This is a genomic window from Natronomonas sp. (assembly GCF_046483325.1).
GTDB lineage: Archaea > Halobacteriota > Halobacteria > Halobacteriales > Haloarculaceae > Natronomonas.
Genome location: NZ_JAWODL010000015.1, coordinates 1 through 15,441, shown reverse-complemented (window position 1 = coordinate 15,441; position 15,441 = coordinate 1). Strand labels below are relative to the sequence as shown.

Annotated in this window: 14 protein-coding genes and 3 pseudogenes; 6 read left to right on the top strand and 11 right to left on the bottom strand. The window is 61.8% G+C overall.

What is annotated here, in order from left to right; genetic code table 11:
* Position 1 precedes the first annotated feature (1 nt).
* From nuoK to R6U53_RS05120, 8 genes and pseudogenes are all read right to left on the bottom strand, one after another.
* Positions 2-316 carry an NADH-quinone oxidoreductase subunit NuoK gene (gene nuoK / locus R6U53_RS05155; RefSeq protein ID WP_410321293.1) on the bottom strand — a complete coding sequence of 105 codons (315 nt, stop codon included), beginning with the start codon at positions 314-316 and terminating at the stop codon, positions 2-4.
* The gene (locus tag R6U53_RS05150) at positions 316-600 is read right to left on the bottom strand and encodes a hypothetical protein (protein WP_410321292.1); all 285 of its coding nucleotides are present in this window, start codon (positions 598-600) and stop codon (positions 316-318) included. Before R6U53_RS05150 ends, nuoK begins: the two co-directional genes overlap by 1 nt.
* Entirely contained in the window at positions 597-875 is a 279-nt protein-coding gene (locus tag R6U53_RS05145; protein WP_410321291.1) for an NADH-quinone oxidoreductase subunit J, read from the bottom strand. Before R6U53_RS05145 ends, R6U53_RS05150 begins: the two co-directional genes overlap by 4 nt.
* Before the next feature lie 74 nt (positions 876-949).
* Positions 950-2,038, bottom strand: a complete 1,089-nt coding sequence (locus tag R6U53_RS05140; RefSeq protein WP_410321290.1) for a polymer-forming cytoskeletal protein — start codon at positions 2,036-2,038, stop codon at positions 950-952.
* Between the two features lie 1,370 nt (positions 2,039-3,408).
* Positions 3,409-3,646 (bottom strand): annotated as a pseudogene (locus tag R6U53_RS05135) (IS6 family transposase); the annotation flags it as partial.
* Positions 3,647-3,723: 77 nt separating this feature from the next.
* Positions 3,724-4,128: a phosphate-starvation-inducible PsiE family protein gene (locus tag R6U53_RS05130; RefSeq protein WP_410321289.1), complete on the bottom strand. Its 405-nt coding sequence runs from the start codon at positions 4,126-4,128 to the stop codon at positions 3,724-3,726.
* A 191-nt stretch (positions 4,129-4,319) separates the two neighbouring features.
* Positions 4,320-7,064: a DEAD/DEAH box helicase gene (locus R6U53_RS05125; protein WP_410321288.1), complete on the bottom strand. Its 2,745-nt coding sequence runs from the start codon at positions 7,062-7,064 to the stop codon at positions 4,320-4,322.
* Positions 7,065-7,085: 21 nt separating this feature from the next.
* Positions 7,086-8,615, bottom strand: coding sequence for a ribonuclease H-like domain-containing protein (locus R6U53_RS05120; RefSeq protein WP_410321287.1), 1,530 nt, complete (start codon positions 8,613-8,615; stop codon positions 7,086-7,088).
* A 250-nt stretch (positions 8,616-8,865) separates the two neighbouring features.
* Between R6U53_RS05120 and R6U53_RS05115 the strand changes: the two are divergent.
* Positions 8,866-9,498 (top strand): annotated as a pseudogene (locus R6U53_RS05115) (oxidoreductase); the annotation flags it as partial.
* A gap of 308 nt (positions 9,499-9,806) precedes the next feature.
* Here R6U53_RS05115 and R6U53_RS05110 read toward each other — a convergent pair.
* Positions 9,807-10,133, bottom strand: a complete 327-nt coding sequence (locus R6U53_RS05110; RefSeq protein WP_410321286.1) for a hypothetical protein — start codon at positions 10,131-10,133, stop codon at positions 9,807-9,809.
* 149 nt (positions 10,134-10,282) lie between these two features.
* The gene (locus R6U53_RS05105) at positions 10,283-11,710 is read right to left on the bottom strand and encodes a carotenoid oxygenase family protein (protein ID WP_410321285.1); all 1,428 of its coding nucleotides are present in this window, start codon (positions 11,708-11,710) and stop codon (positions 10,283-10,285) included.
* A gap of 182 nt (positions 11,711-11,892) precedes the next feature.
* Between R6U53_RS05105 and R6U53_RS05100 the strand changes: the two genes are divergently transcribed.
* From R6U53_RS05100 to R6U53_RS05085, 4 genes are all read left to right on the top strand, one after another.
* The gene (locus tag R6U53_RS05100) at positions 11,893-12,081 is read left to right on the top strand and encodes a hypothetical protein (RefSeq protein ID WP_410321284.1); all 189 of its coding nucleotides are present in this window, start codon (positions 11,893-11,895) and stop codon (positions 12,079-12,081) included.
* 5 nt (positions 12,082-12,086) lie between these two features.
* A complete protein-coding gene (locus R6U53_RS05095; protein ID WP_410321283.1) occupies positions 12,087-12,335 on the top strand; it encodes a hypothetical protein in 249 nt (82 codons plus the stop codon).
* Positions 12,336-12,423: 88 nt separating this feature from the next.
* The gene (locus R6U53_RS05090; RefSeq protein ID WP_410321282.1) at positions 12,424-13,098 is read left to right on the top strand and encodes an HAD family hydrolase; all 675 of its coding nucleotides are present in this window, start codon (positions 12,424-12,426) and stop codon (positions 13,096-13,098) included.
* Entirely contained in the window at positions 13,095-14,054 is a 960-nt protein-coding gene (locus tag R6U53_RS05085) for a phosphotransferase family protein (RefSeq protein ID WP_410321281.1), read from the top strand. Before R6U53_RS05090 ends, R6U53_RS05085 begins: the two co-directional genes overlap by 4 nt.
* A 110-nt stretch (positions 14,055-14,164) precedes the next feature.
* On the opposite strand, the gene R6U53_RS05080 is transcribed toward R6U53_RS05085, so the two are convergent.
* Positions 14,165-14,449, bottom strand: coding sequence for a hypothetical protein (locus R6U53_RS05080; RefSeq protein ID WP_410321280.1), 285 nt, complete (start codon positions 14,447-14,449; stop codon positions 14,165-14,167).
* A 758-nt stretch (positions 14,450-15,207) separates the two neighbouring features.
* Here R6U53_RS05080 and R6U53_RS05075 point away from each other — a divergent pair.
* Positions 15,208-15,441: pseudogene (locus tag R6U53_RS05075) on the top strand (Clp protease N-terminal domain-containing protein); the annotation flags it as partial.

The following is a 15,441-nucleotide window of genomic DNA, read 5'->3' as shown; positions in this document are numbered from 1 at the left end:
GTTACCACTTTAGGGTTGCCGCGTCGGTCACGTCGACGTCGTCGAAGTTGCGATGCAGTACGAGGATGATGCCGATCCCGATGGCGACCTCCGCGGCGGCGATCGCCATCGTGAACAGGACGAACACCTGTCCGGTGACGTTCCCCCAGTAGAACGCGAAGACCACGAGGTTGATGTTCGCGGCGTTCAACAGCAACTCGACGCAGATCAGGAACATAAGCGCGTTGCGCCGGGTGAGAATACCGTACAGGCCGGCACAGAAGACGGCCGCCGACAGCACCAGATAGTACTCGGCGGGAACGGTTTCCAGCGCCATCAGGAGTCATCCTCCTTTCTCGCCAGCATGACCGCCCCGTCGAGGGCGGCATCGAGGACGATCGCGATCGTGACGAACGCGACGAGGAACCCTTCGCCCTCGATGTCGGCACCGGGGAGATCGAACATCGCGTACCCGATCGACCGGGTGACTGACCCGTCCGGAAACGCACCCGAGGTGCCGAATCCGGCGGTGAGAAACACCGCCGAAAGGAACGCAAAGAGCGCCACGGCGAGGACGCCGATAACCTTCTCGCCGCGGTGCAACCTCGGTCGCGTCGTCATCGCGCGGCCTCCACGTCGGGGTCCGGATCCCGACGAACGAGCATGACAGCGAACGTGATCAGGATGAGCACGCCGCCGACGTATACGAGCACCTGCATCACCGCAAGGAACTCGGCGCGAAGCATTACGTAGTGGACCGCGACGGAGAGCAAGGCGACGCCCAAAAGCAGCGCCGAGTGCCACACGTCACGAACCAGCACGACCCCAACGCTCGCCCCGACCGTTACAAGGGCGAACAAAAGAAACGCGAGCGTCTCGAACGGTACTACAGCCATTACGTATGCCTCCATCCGGACACCTTTTGAAGATTTCCGTTCTGATGTCGCGTTTCGAGCGAAAACGGGGGGGATCAGCCGCCGTTGGAGGGAACCAAGGGCGATTCAGGGCCACGGCGACGACCGCGTCGCGTATACAAACCGATCGCCAGCGCGCCCAATCCGAGCGCGAAGAGCACGAAGTTGAGCATCCCACCGAGGATAGGGATAGCGGAAAACAGCGCGCCGAGAAGGAGGCCGAGCACTAACCCGATCCACCTGCCGTTGGCGCGGTCGATTTGGCCGTATCCAGCCGCGGAGAGAAGCCACACCCCGAGCGCAAATCGGCCGTATACGACGCTCACCCACGCGAGGAAGCCGAACGCGAACAGCCCGGCGAGCGCGATCGGAATCCCGATAATCGTGATGAGAAGGGCTACCAACAGGAGAGGGATAGCGAGAAGCAACCCGAGACCGACAAGCCCGGTCCGGACCGAATCGGTCCGGACGCGATCCGCGACGGCGTCCGAAAACCGTGGGAAGAGTGCGAGCAGGACGATACCGAGGAGCAAGTTGGCAGCGAACGCGTATATCGACGCGAGCCACGACGCCAGCGGCTGCAGGTCGTCGAGGGCCGTCGGCCCGAGCGTCCGATCGCGAGTGATGTCGCCAGCGACGGCCCCGCGGTTGCCCTCGAGTCGCCCATCGTAGGTGAGCGATCCGGCGATGGACGCGTTCTCGCCGATTTGGATCGTCTCGGCCCCGATCCTCGCATCCCCGCCGATCGAACCATCGATCCGAACATCGCCGGCGCCGGCATCGAAGGAACCGCCGACGACCGAACCCTCTTCGAGATGAACGCTTCCGGCGCCAGCCGAGACGTCACCGCCAACCTCGCCCGATATCCGGAGGTTTCCCGCAGCGACGCTGACGTCACCGTCGACGGTGCCGGTGATCAGGACGTTGCCCGCCGCACCGCTCACGTCCCCGGTAACGGTCCCATGGATGACGATGGCCCCGCCGATGCCCTCGACGCTGGAGACGGTTTCGCCTTCTTCGACGACGATGGCCCCGCCGGCACCGCTTTGGGCGGCTGCGACCCCCGAGAGCGAACTCGTGACCACGAGGACCGTGGCGAGGACGGTGACGAGGGATATGCTGCCCCGCCGGAACGCCGAGGACATTATTCCGTCCCTCCCTTCGACCGGGATCGATTTCGAGAGAGGGCCCACTGCAGGGTAACGAACGGGAGGACGAACACTATCAGCCTCTGGCAGACAACGACTGGTCGCGATGTGGAGGACATATATTTACTGGCCACGCGACGGAAGTATAACCGATACCCAGTTCTCAGCAGGGGAGAACGGCGGGCGATGAGATGTCGAGATCAACGAACCGGATCGAGGGGGTCTCGGAGTCGCCACGAACGGTTTCGGGATCGAGGCGGTGGGGTTCAATCCCGCGCGTTTCGAGTATTACCGGCGTGATACGGTACGATCTCCGGGTGGAAGACGGTTGGTGAGTGAAAGACGTTCCCGTCGGCGAGTGCCTCCGTCCGGGGGAATCCACCACTATCGAGGGCGCAGCCTCGAACGTCACCGGTCCCGCCACCGCGGGGCTGAGTCGGCGACTCGGACGGGGACTGTGTACCGGGAATCGAGAATTTCAGCCCCTCTCCCGGCGCGACCGAAGATTGCGTGTCGGACTTGGCGCGATCGCTCTCCTCGTGGGTGGACCGTAGTGGGGTTTCGGCTCGGAGTTCCTGCCAGCGCTGTTGTCGGTGCTGTCGAACTGGCTGGATTTCCTACTAACCGCGTTCGTGATGCTCGTGGTACCGACAGTGATCGTTTCGCGGTCGAAGGAGGGTACGTCATGACCGGCGAACTGAAGACTATCCGGCCGACCTGACGTGGACCGAAACGCGAGAACCTATCGACGTGGCTGGCACACACCCACGCACGATCGAAGCTACTCGCGCCGATGAGGGATTTCCCTGTACTGATCGTCGCGGTGGCTTCGATCCGGCCACCGCCATGTGCAAGGCCGCGTCATATCATGCGCATGCAGACCAGAATATATACTATATTATAAATAGACGACAACATACAGGCCGTGGGGTCATCACTAAGGGGAATCAAGTTCTACCTGTGTAGTCAGCATCTTAACGTGAGCCGACAGTAGTCCAAAATTTTATACATAATCTAGTCCTCAATCGCCAATTCGACAAGTCCCCGAAATCGACTTCGGTAGATGTCGCTTCGAGTTCGAGGTCAGCAATCAGCTCTGAATGATCATCAACTGCTCCGGAAAGAAGCGTTTCACTCCGGAAAACTTCTCGTTCCCAGCCTTTAATATCGAAATATGTCACGTTTTGTGTGCCATGGGAGAGAACGTGACTGGCCTTGACAGCAACAAGCAAAAAACCGGACCAGATCAGTGGCGAAAGTATTCGAAGCACATCAAAAGGGCGCAGCGAGTCAGAAATGACCGATTCTGTAGTGATGACTTCATGCGCGTGTAATAAATGATAATAATTCAAGAATCAGAGAAACATAACTAATCCGTTCGTGCCTGGATCGACAACAGTATACAGCCGATACTGTTCATCATCGAGTTGGATCACAGTCCCGTCAACCGCGAGGAGATCCGGGTTCTGAACGCGATCCGGTGTGAGTCGGCTTGGTGAACCCGGTTGTGAACGGTCGAGCGTGCCCGGTCGATGACTTTGAAATATTTGAAAATATTTCAAAAGTATAGATTGTATTTGAAAGTGATAAGTTGGCTCGATACAGAACGTGTATCCAGCAACTATTCGTCCGTGTTCCGCGCCGGTAACGGGGGAGCAGACGGACGGTAGTGGCTTCGAGCATCATTGCTCGTAGGCCGAGTCCTGAGTTTCGGTGTACCGGACCACGAGGTACGCGATGACGAGTCCGGTGAGAAGAATGCCGAACGCGCCAGCACCGGTCAACGCATCGTTAATCGTTTCGAACTCGTCGATCCGGAAGCTGATTATTTCACGGGCAATTGCGATGATCGCAGCACCGATTACGATCCGCACGACTGGCTCGTCACCGGCGTACGCGATCAGCGTGCGGTGGACCTCGACGATGATTAACAACAGGAGCACGGTATCCAGGAGTTCGACGACGGCAACTGGGTCCGTGAACCCCCCACTTGATATGAGGCCCCATAGGCCGAGCAGCAGATCAAACACGCCGATGAGAAATAACAAAAGAGTGAAATAAGCGACGGCGAGCACGAGCCAGCGCATTGCGGAAATCGAGGGGTTTATTACCCGGGTTAAGTCTGGGTCTGCCACCAGATATTCATGTTGTGCGCTAGCATAATAAAGTGTAGCAGCACCCCCCGTGTTGGGAGCGCTCGATACCGGTATGGGGCCGGTCGGTTTTGATCGCATAAGTTCTGAGCAGTATTCATCGAGGTCGAAGCGGCGAGGCCAGTTCACGAATAAAAGAGGACTGGTCGGCGCTCCCCACCGTACTCGTCCTCGGGCAGATACTCGGCGATGTCCTCACGGTCGGCATTCCCGAGGAACTGTTCGAGGACATCCACGGCCGATTCTCGAAGCAGCGGCGTGTTGTCGTTTCCGCAGTTTTCGTCGAACGTGCATGCTGGACAGCCGTTCGGTCGTCCACACCGGCAGTCCCGGAGCTGATCGCGAGCGCGTTCGGCGAGCGCTTCGAAGTTCTCGTACACCGCTCGTGCGAATCCAAGGCCACCCTCGACCCCGTCGTAGATGAACCACCCAGACGAAGAGCGCTCGCCGAGCTCGCGGCTTCGCTGTTCGAGGGTACGTTTGGCCGCTTCGAGCGACGTGCCAGTCGCGCCCGGCATGTCCTCCTGGTGAGGCTGCGCGAAGTGCGTATCAAGCACGAGTGTGGCAAGTCCACCGATGTCCTGTTTGTCAACGCGAAGCTCCAGCGGTGCGGTCTGAATCGTCGCATGCTCGGCGGCGTGCAGCCCCGCGACGTACCCGAGGTGCGGTGGGTTCGAATCATCCGGATCAACGCCCGTCTCGACGCCGTAGTCCCGGTACTTTCGAACCAATGCGGTTTCGACAGCTTCGGGGACTTCGATCCAGCAGAGTTGCGTCTCCATCAGGATTGGCGGGTTCCCCGTCGGGATCATGAGTTCCTTCGCGTCGCCGTTCCGGATGTACTTTTGATCGTAGGAGTGGTGATGGACCAGGACAGTTCCCCGACCGAAGTGCAGCGCGAATCCGTTTTGCTCACGGCTCCTCTCCGAGTCCGCATCCAGCACGTTTACGTCGTATCGCGTCTGGGTGTAATACTCACGATCTACCGGTTCTAGCTTGATCACGGGTTGAGGTCGGTCCTCATCGACGTCGACGACCTCGAACTGCCGGCCTCCGAGTAACCGTACCGCGCCCTCGTGATAATCGCGATACGCACGGTTCCGCGCGACCGGCTCCAGGTCCAAACCATCGGGGATTCGGTGGTCGGATGGGTCTACGGTGTCTGCGAGTTGCAACTGGAAGTCCGTTTGGTCAGTCCCGTAGAGGTTGACTCTGGTCTGTGGTCGTCCCGGTCCGGCGTAGTGGGCGGCCGCGTCTAGGTACCCGTCGATGTACCCAGCTTCCCGCCACATCCGTACCGCCGCCCGCACCCGGTCTTCATCCGCGAATTCGTCTACGTCTGATTCATCGAGCGCGATCTCGGCGGCGGCGCACAGGACGTGCGTTGCGAACACCGCGTTATTCGACGTATCGACGACCGCGTCTTCGACGTCGTTTTCGAGTAGGTACTCGGGGTGATTGACCACGTACTGGTCGAGTGTCCGGTGATCCGCAATCATCACTGCGAGGCTGCGACGTCCTTTTCGACCGGCGCGACCGATCCGCTGCCAGAACGACTGTCGCTGACCCGGATACCCCATGAGCACCGTCGCATCCAACCTACCGATATCGATCCCGAGTTCCAACGCCGACGTCGTCGCCAATCCGTTGATCACACCGGTCTTGAACTGATGTTCACGCGAGTGGCGCGTCCGCCGTCCGAACCCTGCGTTGTACGGTTCGATACTCACCGCCGTTCCCTTCGGACCGTACCGTCGATTGTTCCGCCGGTGATCTTTCGCACGCTGCACGCTGAGTTCTGTGAGCTTTCGACTCGGGCAGAACAGCAACGTCTGAATCTCCTGCGCCGTGAGATGGCTGAACACTTTCGGGGCCTCGACACTCGCCGGGACCCGCTCTGCGATGGGTGTCTCCTCCTCATCGATACCTTCGGTGTTTTCGCCGTGATGTTCGCTGGGCTCGGCGAACGGCTGCTCGTCCGGACTCGTATCCTTCGATTGCTTCTTCGCTGGAGGGTTCCACAGCACGAGATCACGTGCCCCGCGCGGCGAGCCATCGTTATCGATGACCGTCACCGGCGCGTTGATCAGCGTCTGAGAGTGTTCGCCCGGGTTCCCGATCGTCGCCGAGGTTAGGACGTACTGTGGATCCCCACCCCAGTACTCGGTGACGCGCTGCATGCGTCGCAGAATCCACGCCACGTGCATCCCCTGAATCCCCGTATACGTGTGCGACTCGTCGATCGCTACGAGCTCCAACGCGCCGTAGAATCGACTCCACTGGTCGTGATGTTCGAGGTAGACGTTCAAGGCGGCGAAATTCGTCAAAATAACGTCCGCTTCCTCGCGGATCGCCCGTCGCTCCGATTTCGGCGTGTCGCCGTCGTACGTCCGTACCCGGATGTCCAACCCGAGATCGTCGTACAACTCGTCGAGCGACGCGTGTTGATCCTTGGTTAACGCTTTCATCGGGTACACACACAGCGCCGTCGAAGCCTCGTTCGCATCCGCTGTGCGACTCCCATCCTCGGCGATGACGCCGGCATCGAGGAGATTCCGCGCGATCTGCAACCCGTAAACGTGCGTCTTCCCACTCGACGTCGACGTCGTTACCGCGACGTGTTCGCCCCCTGCTAAGCGGGTCAGTGCCACCGCCTGGTGACTGAACAACTCGTAGGGATACGGCGACGCCAGTGTCGGTCGAAGGACTTCGTCGGTCGGTGTCGTCTGTGCTCGGCGTGCTGGTAAGTCGATCACGGACACGTACTCCGAGGCCGGCGTCAGACTCGCTCGCGGAAACGACTCCACGAGCCGTTCGCCATCAATCCCGACGCCGGTGTCGGTGTCCGTCGTACCGTCGTGTTCACTCATGAGTTTCGATCACGTTCGGGTTCAAAAATCCGTCAGACCGGACTGTTGGCCGGCCGCCCCACCAGCACCGCTGTCAGTCACGTCCCGACGCTCCGCTTCGGTGGTCGCTTCGTAGACGTGCCACAGCGCGCGACAGTCGTCCTCACAGTATCGCTCGTGGCGCTCCCAATCGGGCGCTGCCGCCGGGTCTTTCGGATTCCGCATAAACCGCTGATATGCCGCCGCCGTCTGTGCTCCGGTCACCCCGGTTCCGGCGTCCTCGTACCCGAGCGCACGAGCGACGTGATCCAACTGGTTCGTTCGCCCCGGGAGCAAAGCGTTCCCGTCCCGCACCGCCCACTTGTACAGGTCGTACGTCCACACCTGGTCCCACGCCTCCACGTACTTCGGGTGATGTTGACGGAGGAACTGCTCGATCAACGGGTAATCGAACCGGTAGCCGTTCCAGGTCAGGACCGTCCGATCGGCGTGGGTAGCGAGAAACCACGTCATGAACGCGCCCAGAACCGTCCCTGGGTCAGAGGGGTCCTCGCGCTCGACAAACGACTGATACCGATCCGTCATCGGGTCGTATACACCGATTTGCCAGATGATCGTCGGCGATAACCCGTCGGTCTCGGTGTCCAAACACAGCGGTGGCCTGTTCTCTCGCGTCTTCACCGGCGTCTTGTTGGACAACAACAGCGGCTCTCCCGACGCGATCACCTCCGCATGCATATGGAGTTTGTCCGCCGTCGTCCGTCCGATACCGGGGAGCGACGAGAGATCTTCGACTGCGAGATTGCGGACGTCCGCCGGAGAGTGACATCCCTGTTCGAGCAACCGCTGTTCCGTCTTGAGACCGACGCCGTGTAGGGCGCGTAACCCGAACGCGGCATCGTCTACCGCCTCCGCCGCAATCGTCCCGGACGCTGTACACGTGTACTGGGCGAGTTTCGACGTCTGGTGACCGCTCGCACCCAGACCCGCAATTGGAACGTTCACCGAGGCATGCTCGAACGGCAGCGACCACACGTGATGATACTCCGCTGGTTGCCCACCCGCCAGCACCGTCACCGGTTCTTTTCGCTTTGTACGGAGTTCGGCCAGTTCGTCGCTGTGAGGCAGGGTCGTCGAAAGCGCCGTCGTATCGACCTCGACCGACAATCCCGGTACCATCACGAACGTCGCAGCCTCACCGCCCGTCTCGCGGGCACCCGTTTCGAGCTGTGACTGCAAGCGGGGTAACAGGTCCGCAGTCTGCAGCGCGAGCACGTCTATCGTGTTCCGTGGTGGTGTCGCTTTCGTCGCCTCGTGCAATCCCGCGTCGCCTCCTTCGACGTATCGATAATGGAGGATCCCCTCCGTGTTGCGTCCCAGTTGCGGGTAGATAACCGGAATGTCCCGTGCTGCATCCCGTGCTGCCGCATCGGCCCTCGCATCACGCGCCCCCGGGACGATGATACCGTCCGGCTCGAAGTACGCCACTGCGTCTCGGATCGCCGGTTGCGAGAGCCGATCAAGCGTCGCCGCCGGCATGGCGAGCACGTCGATTCCGGGCCCATCCCTCATGTGCTTACATCCTTTTGGCTGGCACGGTAATAAGGATGCCCTGCGCTTGGGGATCATCACAGGAACATAACACAGGGTTGGGTCGATCGGGCCACCCCCCTCTATCGACTCATCACTCCTCATGCAGTGAGGTGGGGGCTGGCTTCGTCATATGGAATCGCCGCCTGTGCGACCGCAAGATTCTGTCGAGGAGTTCTCCACGTGTTCGGGTCATCTCACCTCGCTCGCTCGGTCGGGAGCCGTACCGGCACCGCCCACGCTCGCACCGAAAGGTGAGCGCCATGGAGTTGATCCGGGCGCACAGACCACTGTAAAAAAGGATCCACTCCGGTCGACATGGACGGCTCCGTCGCCGATGGCCCAAGTAGACGAACGGGTGATCCGCCGTAGCAACGCGGTATGAGGGTATCCGTGGGGCCGAGAATTCGAGTGTACCGAAGTCGTGCCGACGGGTAGCGGGATCGGCGGAGTTGTGCGTGCTGGTGCTATTGCTGCCGGTAGCGGGGCCGCCACGGCCGCAATGAAATTCGGACCGACACGGGAAGGCCTGTCTCGATTCGTGTTTCCGGATCCCGGGAAAGGGCCGACGAGAGACCGGATCGAAAACGGATACTTCACTATCCGAGTCCTCGGGCGTGGGACGGCCACAGAGGGTCCGTTCGTGGTGGAAAGCCGGATCGGTGCAGACCTCGATCCGGGCTACGGTGTGACCGCACGGATGGTTGGCGAGGCAGCCATGTGCCTGGTTGGCGGACAGGTTGACTCGCCGCTTGCGGGTGGGGTACTCACACCGGCATCGGGAATCGGTGCCCCGCTCGCCGACCGGCTTCGAGAGGTCGGCCTGAGGATCGACGTTGCGGAGTGGGATCGACAGTCCGCCTGAGGCCAACGAACTCGTTCACTGATCCGGCGACGTCCCGGGACTCGTCGCCGGGCACGTCTCGATCCACGGTGTGTACCGGTGTGCTTCGAGAGCGAGTCCCACCGCGCTCTCCCCACGTCGAGAGGAAGCCTTGTCCGCAGGCACACACGCGCAGTGATACCATGCCGCGGGAGGACTCTCGTCCGCTGTCCGGATCGGAACGCTCGTATACGCTTCGCAGTTCATGCCGCTGAGACCGGCCCACGACCGGTGTCCGGCCCGCAACCGACCTCTCGAAGCGGAGGTACGAGGGATCGAGAGGTCGAAACTTAGAGCACCCGTAGCCGGTAGCCTTCGAGAGCGGTCTCGTCGGTGATCCGTCCCGCCTCGGATGCGACATCGAGCAGTTCGGCGACGAAATCCTTCGGAACCTCGACGCCGATGAAATCGGTTCCTTCCCGCCCCGTGGTCACCCGCGCCATCGTCCGAGCAGTACCGTCGTCGTTGTAGATGCTCCCGACGCGGGTGCCGTCCCGAACGAACCGGAGGGTGACGTCCGTCGGTTCGATCGTGTCAAAGCTCACTTCGAACACCCGGTCGTCACCCTCGAGGCGGGCGAGCATCCGATCGTCATGTTCGACTATCGTCGTCTTCATACTGTTACTACGGGTTCGACGCATATAGTCACGGGACCTACGGTCGCTCATCTCGTTTCCGGACGCCGTGATCTCCCGAGGAGCCCGCCGCCGGAGCGGTCACCGGCGTCGCCGTCCCGTCGGCGGCGGTATGGGGACGGACGAGGACGTCACTGCACCAGGCGCTGTGGGTCGGCCGCGTCGTAGAACTGTCCGTGGAACCCGGCCGGAAGGCGGTGGGGGAGGATCGCCCGCGCCCGCTCAGTAAGCGTCCTGGCATCCAGACAGAGCAACACCGAGCGATCGGCACGTGAGTCGAGCGCCAGTGACAGCAGGACGCCGTCGTCCTCGGCATCACCATCCGGATCGGGAGCGAACAGCGGTTCGCCGGGATGGACGCCGGGCCGTGACCATCTGCGCGTCTCCGTCGTCTCGGGACACACCTTCGCGATCGCCGTCGGGAGGCTCCCCCTGTCGATGGACGCGAGATACGCGTACTCGTATTTCCGGCCGTTGACCGCGGCGTAGTTGATCGTCGGGAACTCCGCAGGCCCGGTGTAGAGGGTCTCACGTTCGGCACGTCCCCCGGTCAGCGGTAGCCGATATCGGACGAAGTCGCCTCGGGGAACGGTCGGGTCGTCGCTGCGAAGGTTGTCGACCGTCAACCCCGTAATGGCGCGGAGATCATCGTACACGACGCAGTCGACGGCGATCGTCTCGCCGATCTCGAAGGCGTTGGCGAAGTGGTACACGAAGAACGGCTCCGCGGGGACGGCGGCTTTCCGAACGCCCGTCTCCCGGTCGATCACGTGGAATCGAGGCGTCGCCTCGCGTCGCTCAAACGCGTCGAGAAACGTTCGACCCCACAGAACGCCGCGCAGGAGGTCCCGGAAGTCGACGCCGAAGGACCCCTCGGGGACGACCGCGTACCGCTCGGTCAGCGCGAACGCGTGGATGTACGGCGGGTGCGAGCCGAACCACAACCGGGTTAGCGCTTCCGGCGGCTCGTTCGGTTCGCGCCGAAACAGCGTGTACGCAGACGTTCGGCCGAAAGATGGCGCCAGTCCCCACTGGACATCGTCCTCGACATGCGTATGCCCGAGCGTGGCGTCAGCGTCGAGCCCGTCCGTCAGATCGCGTCGGTCGACCGTCCGAAGCGTGTGTGGGTCGATCTCGATCCCGATCGGACTCTCCGTCACCGCGTACACCGAGTCGTCGAGCCGGACGACGCCGATCGAGGGATTATCCTGAAATCCGCCCGCGAGGCTCAGGTAGAGCCGTCGAAGGGCCGATCCGCTGGCGGGCGTTCCCGGCAGCGGCCGGCGAACGCGACCCTCCTGGCTCGCGACGCGGAAATCCTCGCTCCGAACGAGCCGGTTGGTGTATCGGATCGTGTCTCCGTGGATCCGGAAGCCCCTGAGCATCGCTAGCGCATCGAACCAGTGGTTCAACGGCCGGTTACCGACCTCGAACACGCCGGGGCCGTTCACGATCAACGTTCCGTGGAGCCACGGCGGAAACGACCCCTCCACCCGGAGACGCTCGTCGGACACCTCCTCGCGCTGGCTTTCGAGTCCCTGCTGCCACGTGTTCCTCATCGTAGAGTGTTTGATGTTATAGAACAATGACTGTTGGCACGTCGTAGAGGGACACTCACGTATCCAGACCGGTGCAGTACTCGCTCTGCTTCCCCTTCACCGCCTCATTCATCGACGACACGTCAACACGGTCGGCAGCCGACGTGCGGACTGTTTTAATTGTCCGGCACCTACCGTCGATTATGGATGAGCCGCAGGAAATGCTCGACGGCGTCGCGGACGTTGACCACGCCGGGAAGCAACCGCTCGTGATAGAATCGACCAGCGAGATCGGCGGAGCGGCCGCGCTCGCGCTTGGTCTGCTCGGGGCCGACGTGGACGGTATCGACGATCCGCTCGCCGAGTCCGCCAAACGCGCGGTCAACGACTGACGCCCATGCATCACGATCGCATCCACGCACGGCGACCGAGCCATCACGTCGATCGATGGTCGGTCGGCCGGATCGAATCGATCGACCAGCGGGACGGTCACTGCGTCGTTACGGTCCGATCACCTGACGGCGAGCCGGTCGAACTCGTCGTCACGTTCGCCGTCCGGGACCTGTTTCTCAGGCGGCTGGAGACGAACGGCGGATCGCCGGTCGGCGAGCGGGTCTGGTATCGGAAACGTGGCGAGGGGTCGTAGAGAGGCTGCGGGCGAGAGAACCGATAGACACCGGCTGAATCCGCGTCCTCGGCACGAAGTTTTTATTCCGCAACACCGTATACTAGGCGTGGCAGTGTTCAACGCCGTACTCTTCGACCTCGACGGCACGCTTTGTCGCCGCACACAGGACACACAGGCGATGTACGATCGGGTGTTCGAGCGTGTCGGCGAACTCCGGTTCGGCGATCCCGAGGCCCTGTGGGCGGCGCTCGAGGGGCCACCGGACCACGACGATACGGTCGGGTACTTCGCCGCGGGGTTCACACGAGTTGCTGCCCAACACGGCCGATCCGACGTCGACCCGCTTGCGTTAGGGCGTGCGCTTCTTTCGAGTATCGACGATGGCGCGGTTGCGTTCCTGCCGGGTGCCGAGGAGGCAGTAGCGCACGCGGCGGCGACCGGCTCGATCGGAGTCGTCACGAACGGTCCCGAAGACCGTCAGCGGACGAAACTCGACGCACTGGAAATCACCGAGCGGTTCGACGTGCTCGTTTACGCCGCCGAGCTCCCGTTCTCGAAACCACACGCCATGCCGTTCGACCGCGCCCTCGATGCGCTCGGCGTCGCTCCCGGGGAGACGCTGTACATCGGCAACTCGCTCGCGTACGACGTTGCAGGCGCACAGAACGCCGGGCTGTCGGTGGCGTGGCTGCACGACGGCGCGGACGCGGGGGCGTACGAGCCGGACTACGTGATCGACTCGCTCGCCGAACTCCCGGCGATTCTGGAAGGGGATCGATGACGGACCCGTGGCCAGCGACGCCGGCCGACGCTGGGCCGTTGCGTGCGGCAGCCGATGCCGCGCTCGCCGCGATCGATGCCCCTCCTATGGAGATCGAGCCACTCAGACGCGGGAACCGCAAACAGACAGCGATCGCGAGGTTCGAAGAGCGCGGCCCGGTCGTCGTTCAGGTCTGTCCCGAACGGACGTGGCTCCGTACGGAAGCTGCACTGTTGGGGGAACTCCGCCGGCGGACGTTCGTGCCGGTACCGCCGGTGCTGGCTGCCGGGACGCACGAGGGCGTCGCGTACACCCTCACCGCATACGTTCCCGGGGACGACCTGCACGAGCGGTTCGTGACGCTTGAAACGGACACCCAGCGCGACCTCGTCCGCTGGTTCGGGAGGGCCCTCGCGCGCCTCCACGACACCTTCGGATTCGATGGGTACGGGCCGCTGATGCTCTCGGAGGGGCGATTCACCGCGGCACACGCGGACTGGGGGGTGTGGTTTCGGGAGTACGCTCAGCAGGCCATCGATCGACTCCCGAGCGCGTTCGATTCCATTCGGGACGAACTCACCGCGTCGATCGCAAGCGCTCCGAACACTGCCCCCGAGGCACGGCTCTTCCCGTGGGACTTCCGGCCTGGTAACGCGCTGGTGGCCGATGGGTCCGTCACCGCGGTGCTTGACTGGGAGGCACCGCTTGCGGGGGCACCCGCGCTGTCGGTGGCGAAGTCCGAGTATCTCGTCGCCGATTGGTACGTTGACGATCCCGCACTGCTTCGTCGGGCGTTTCGAGACGGCTACGCTACCGTCAGAGCGTACCCCTCGATCGCCCCGGCGTATCGAGTCGCTGCCATCGCCGAGAGTGCGATCGATTCCTCGGGCACCGTGACGAACCTCCGGCATCCGCCCGTCGGGAGAGACGAGTCAGTGGCGTTCCACCGAGACGCGTTGGTCAGCGTACTAGAATGAGCGAAAGCGGATCGCCGCCGAAGTCATAGCCCGTGGTTTCTCGCAATTCCTGGTGAATGAGCATCCATTTTGCATGCTATTTGGGGTCACGCTGGCGGGGGCAGTTCACGTCAGGACCAGTCCGCAGGAGGTTCATCGACGTGGGGTTCGAGCAGTTCAAGAAGCGGCTTGATCTCATCGAAGCGCGGTCCCTCCGAAATCGTCCCGGCCTCTCTGTCCCACTCGATATATTTCGCGTCCGCTAATTTCGGCAAATGATTGTGGAACAGTTCCATCTCGGTGGGCTCTGCACCGTCTCTGTCCCGAACCATCACGTCAACCTCCGTCTCGACAACCGTATCTTTCACTAACAAGAGGATCAACCGACGGTGCCGTTTACGCAGAATGTCGAGCATCCGGTCCACTTCCGGACACCGCAAAATACGCTTCGAGCCGTTACTCAGCGATTCAGGTGAATTATCCGACGCACCCCGCCGATTCTCGTATGACATACACCAGTACACTCACGGTAATAATATAATTTCTTGTGAGACAACGGTCATACAGGATGGCGTAAAATCGACCGACTCGAAGGCTCTATTTTTTCGACGTGTCCGACAGGTCGTAAGCTACTCTTCTACTGTCTTCACCGCTTCTCGACGAGCAGAAGGCTCACGACCCAGGTATCGACGTACAGTTGGTCGACGAGTACGACACGGTGAAGACGTGGAACCGGTGTGCTTCCGCGGGGTCTAAGAGACGCAAGGGCGATTCGAATGCCCCTGGTGTGGGCTGGGCGATAGCGCCGGCAAGAACGGTGCGCTGAATATCGACAAACGAGTCCTGGGTAAGTTCTCGAAACCGCTGTCCGAGGAGGGACCGTACCGGCACGGCCCGAAACGCAGGTCATCGTCCCACGTAACGACGAACCTGCGACCCTCCCCTCAACCCGCGGCGTTAGCTCGTATCCGGACTGACGACGCTCTCACTGGGTGAGACCGCCGTCTTTGTTCGACTCATCGAACCGATCGCTCTGCTCTCGTTCATTTCGCTCCAGATCAAAAGTCGAGTCAGCAGTCAGGAACGGTGGGAACTACTCACTGTTGAAACACTTACGGAGAATCGAGGAGAAAGCCTCGCGCTTCAGCGCGGGGAGTAGTCCCGGGCGTCGCAGCATGGCAACCAGCAAATCGAGCCCGTGCACCTGCTGGCTGAAATGCTCGATGACCCGCAGGGGGTGACTGTTGCGATTGTCCGGAAAATAGGGGCAGATCCTTCGGAAATAATAAAGGATACCAAAGAGGCGATAGAAAGACTGCCCAAGGTCCAGGGCTCGGCGGAGACCTATATTTCATCTCTGTGCAAAAAGGTCCTGGAATCTGCCTTTACAATCGCCTCCAACATGAAG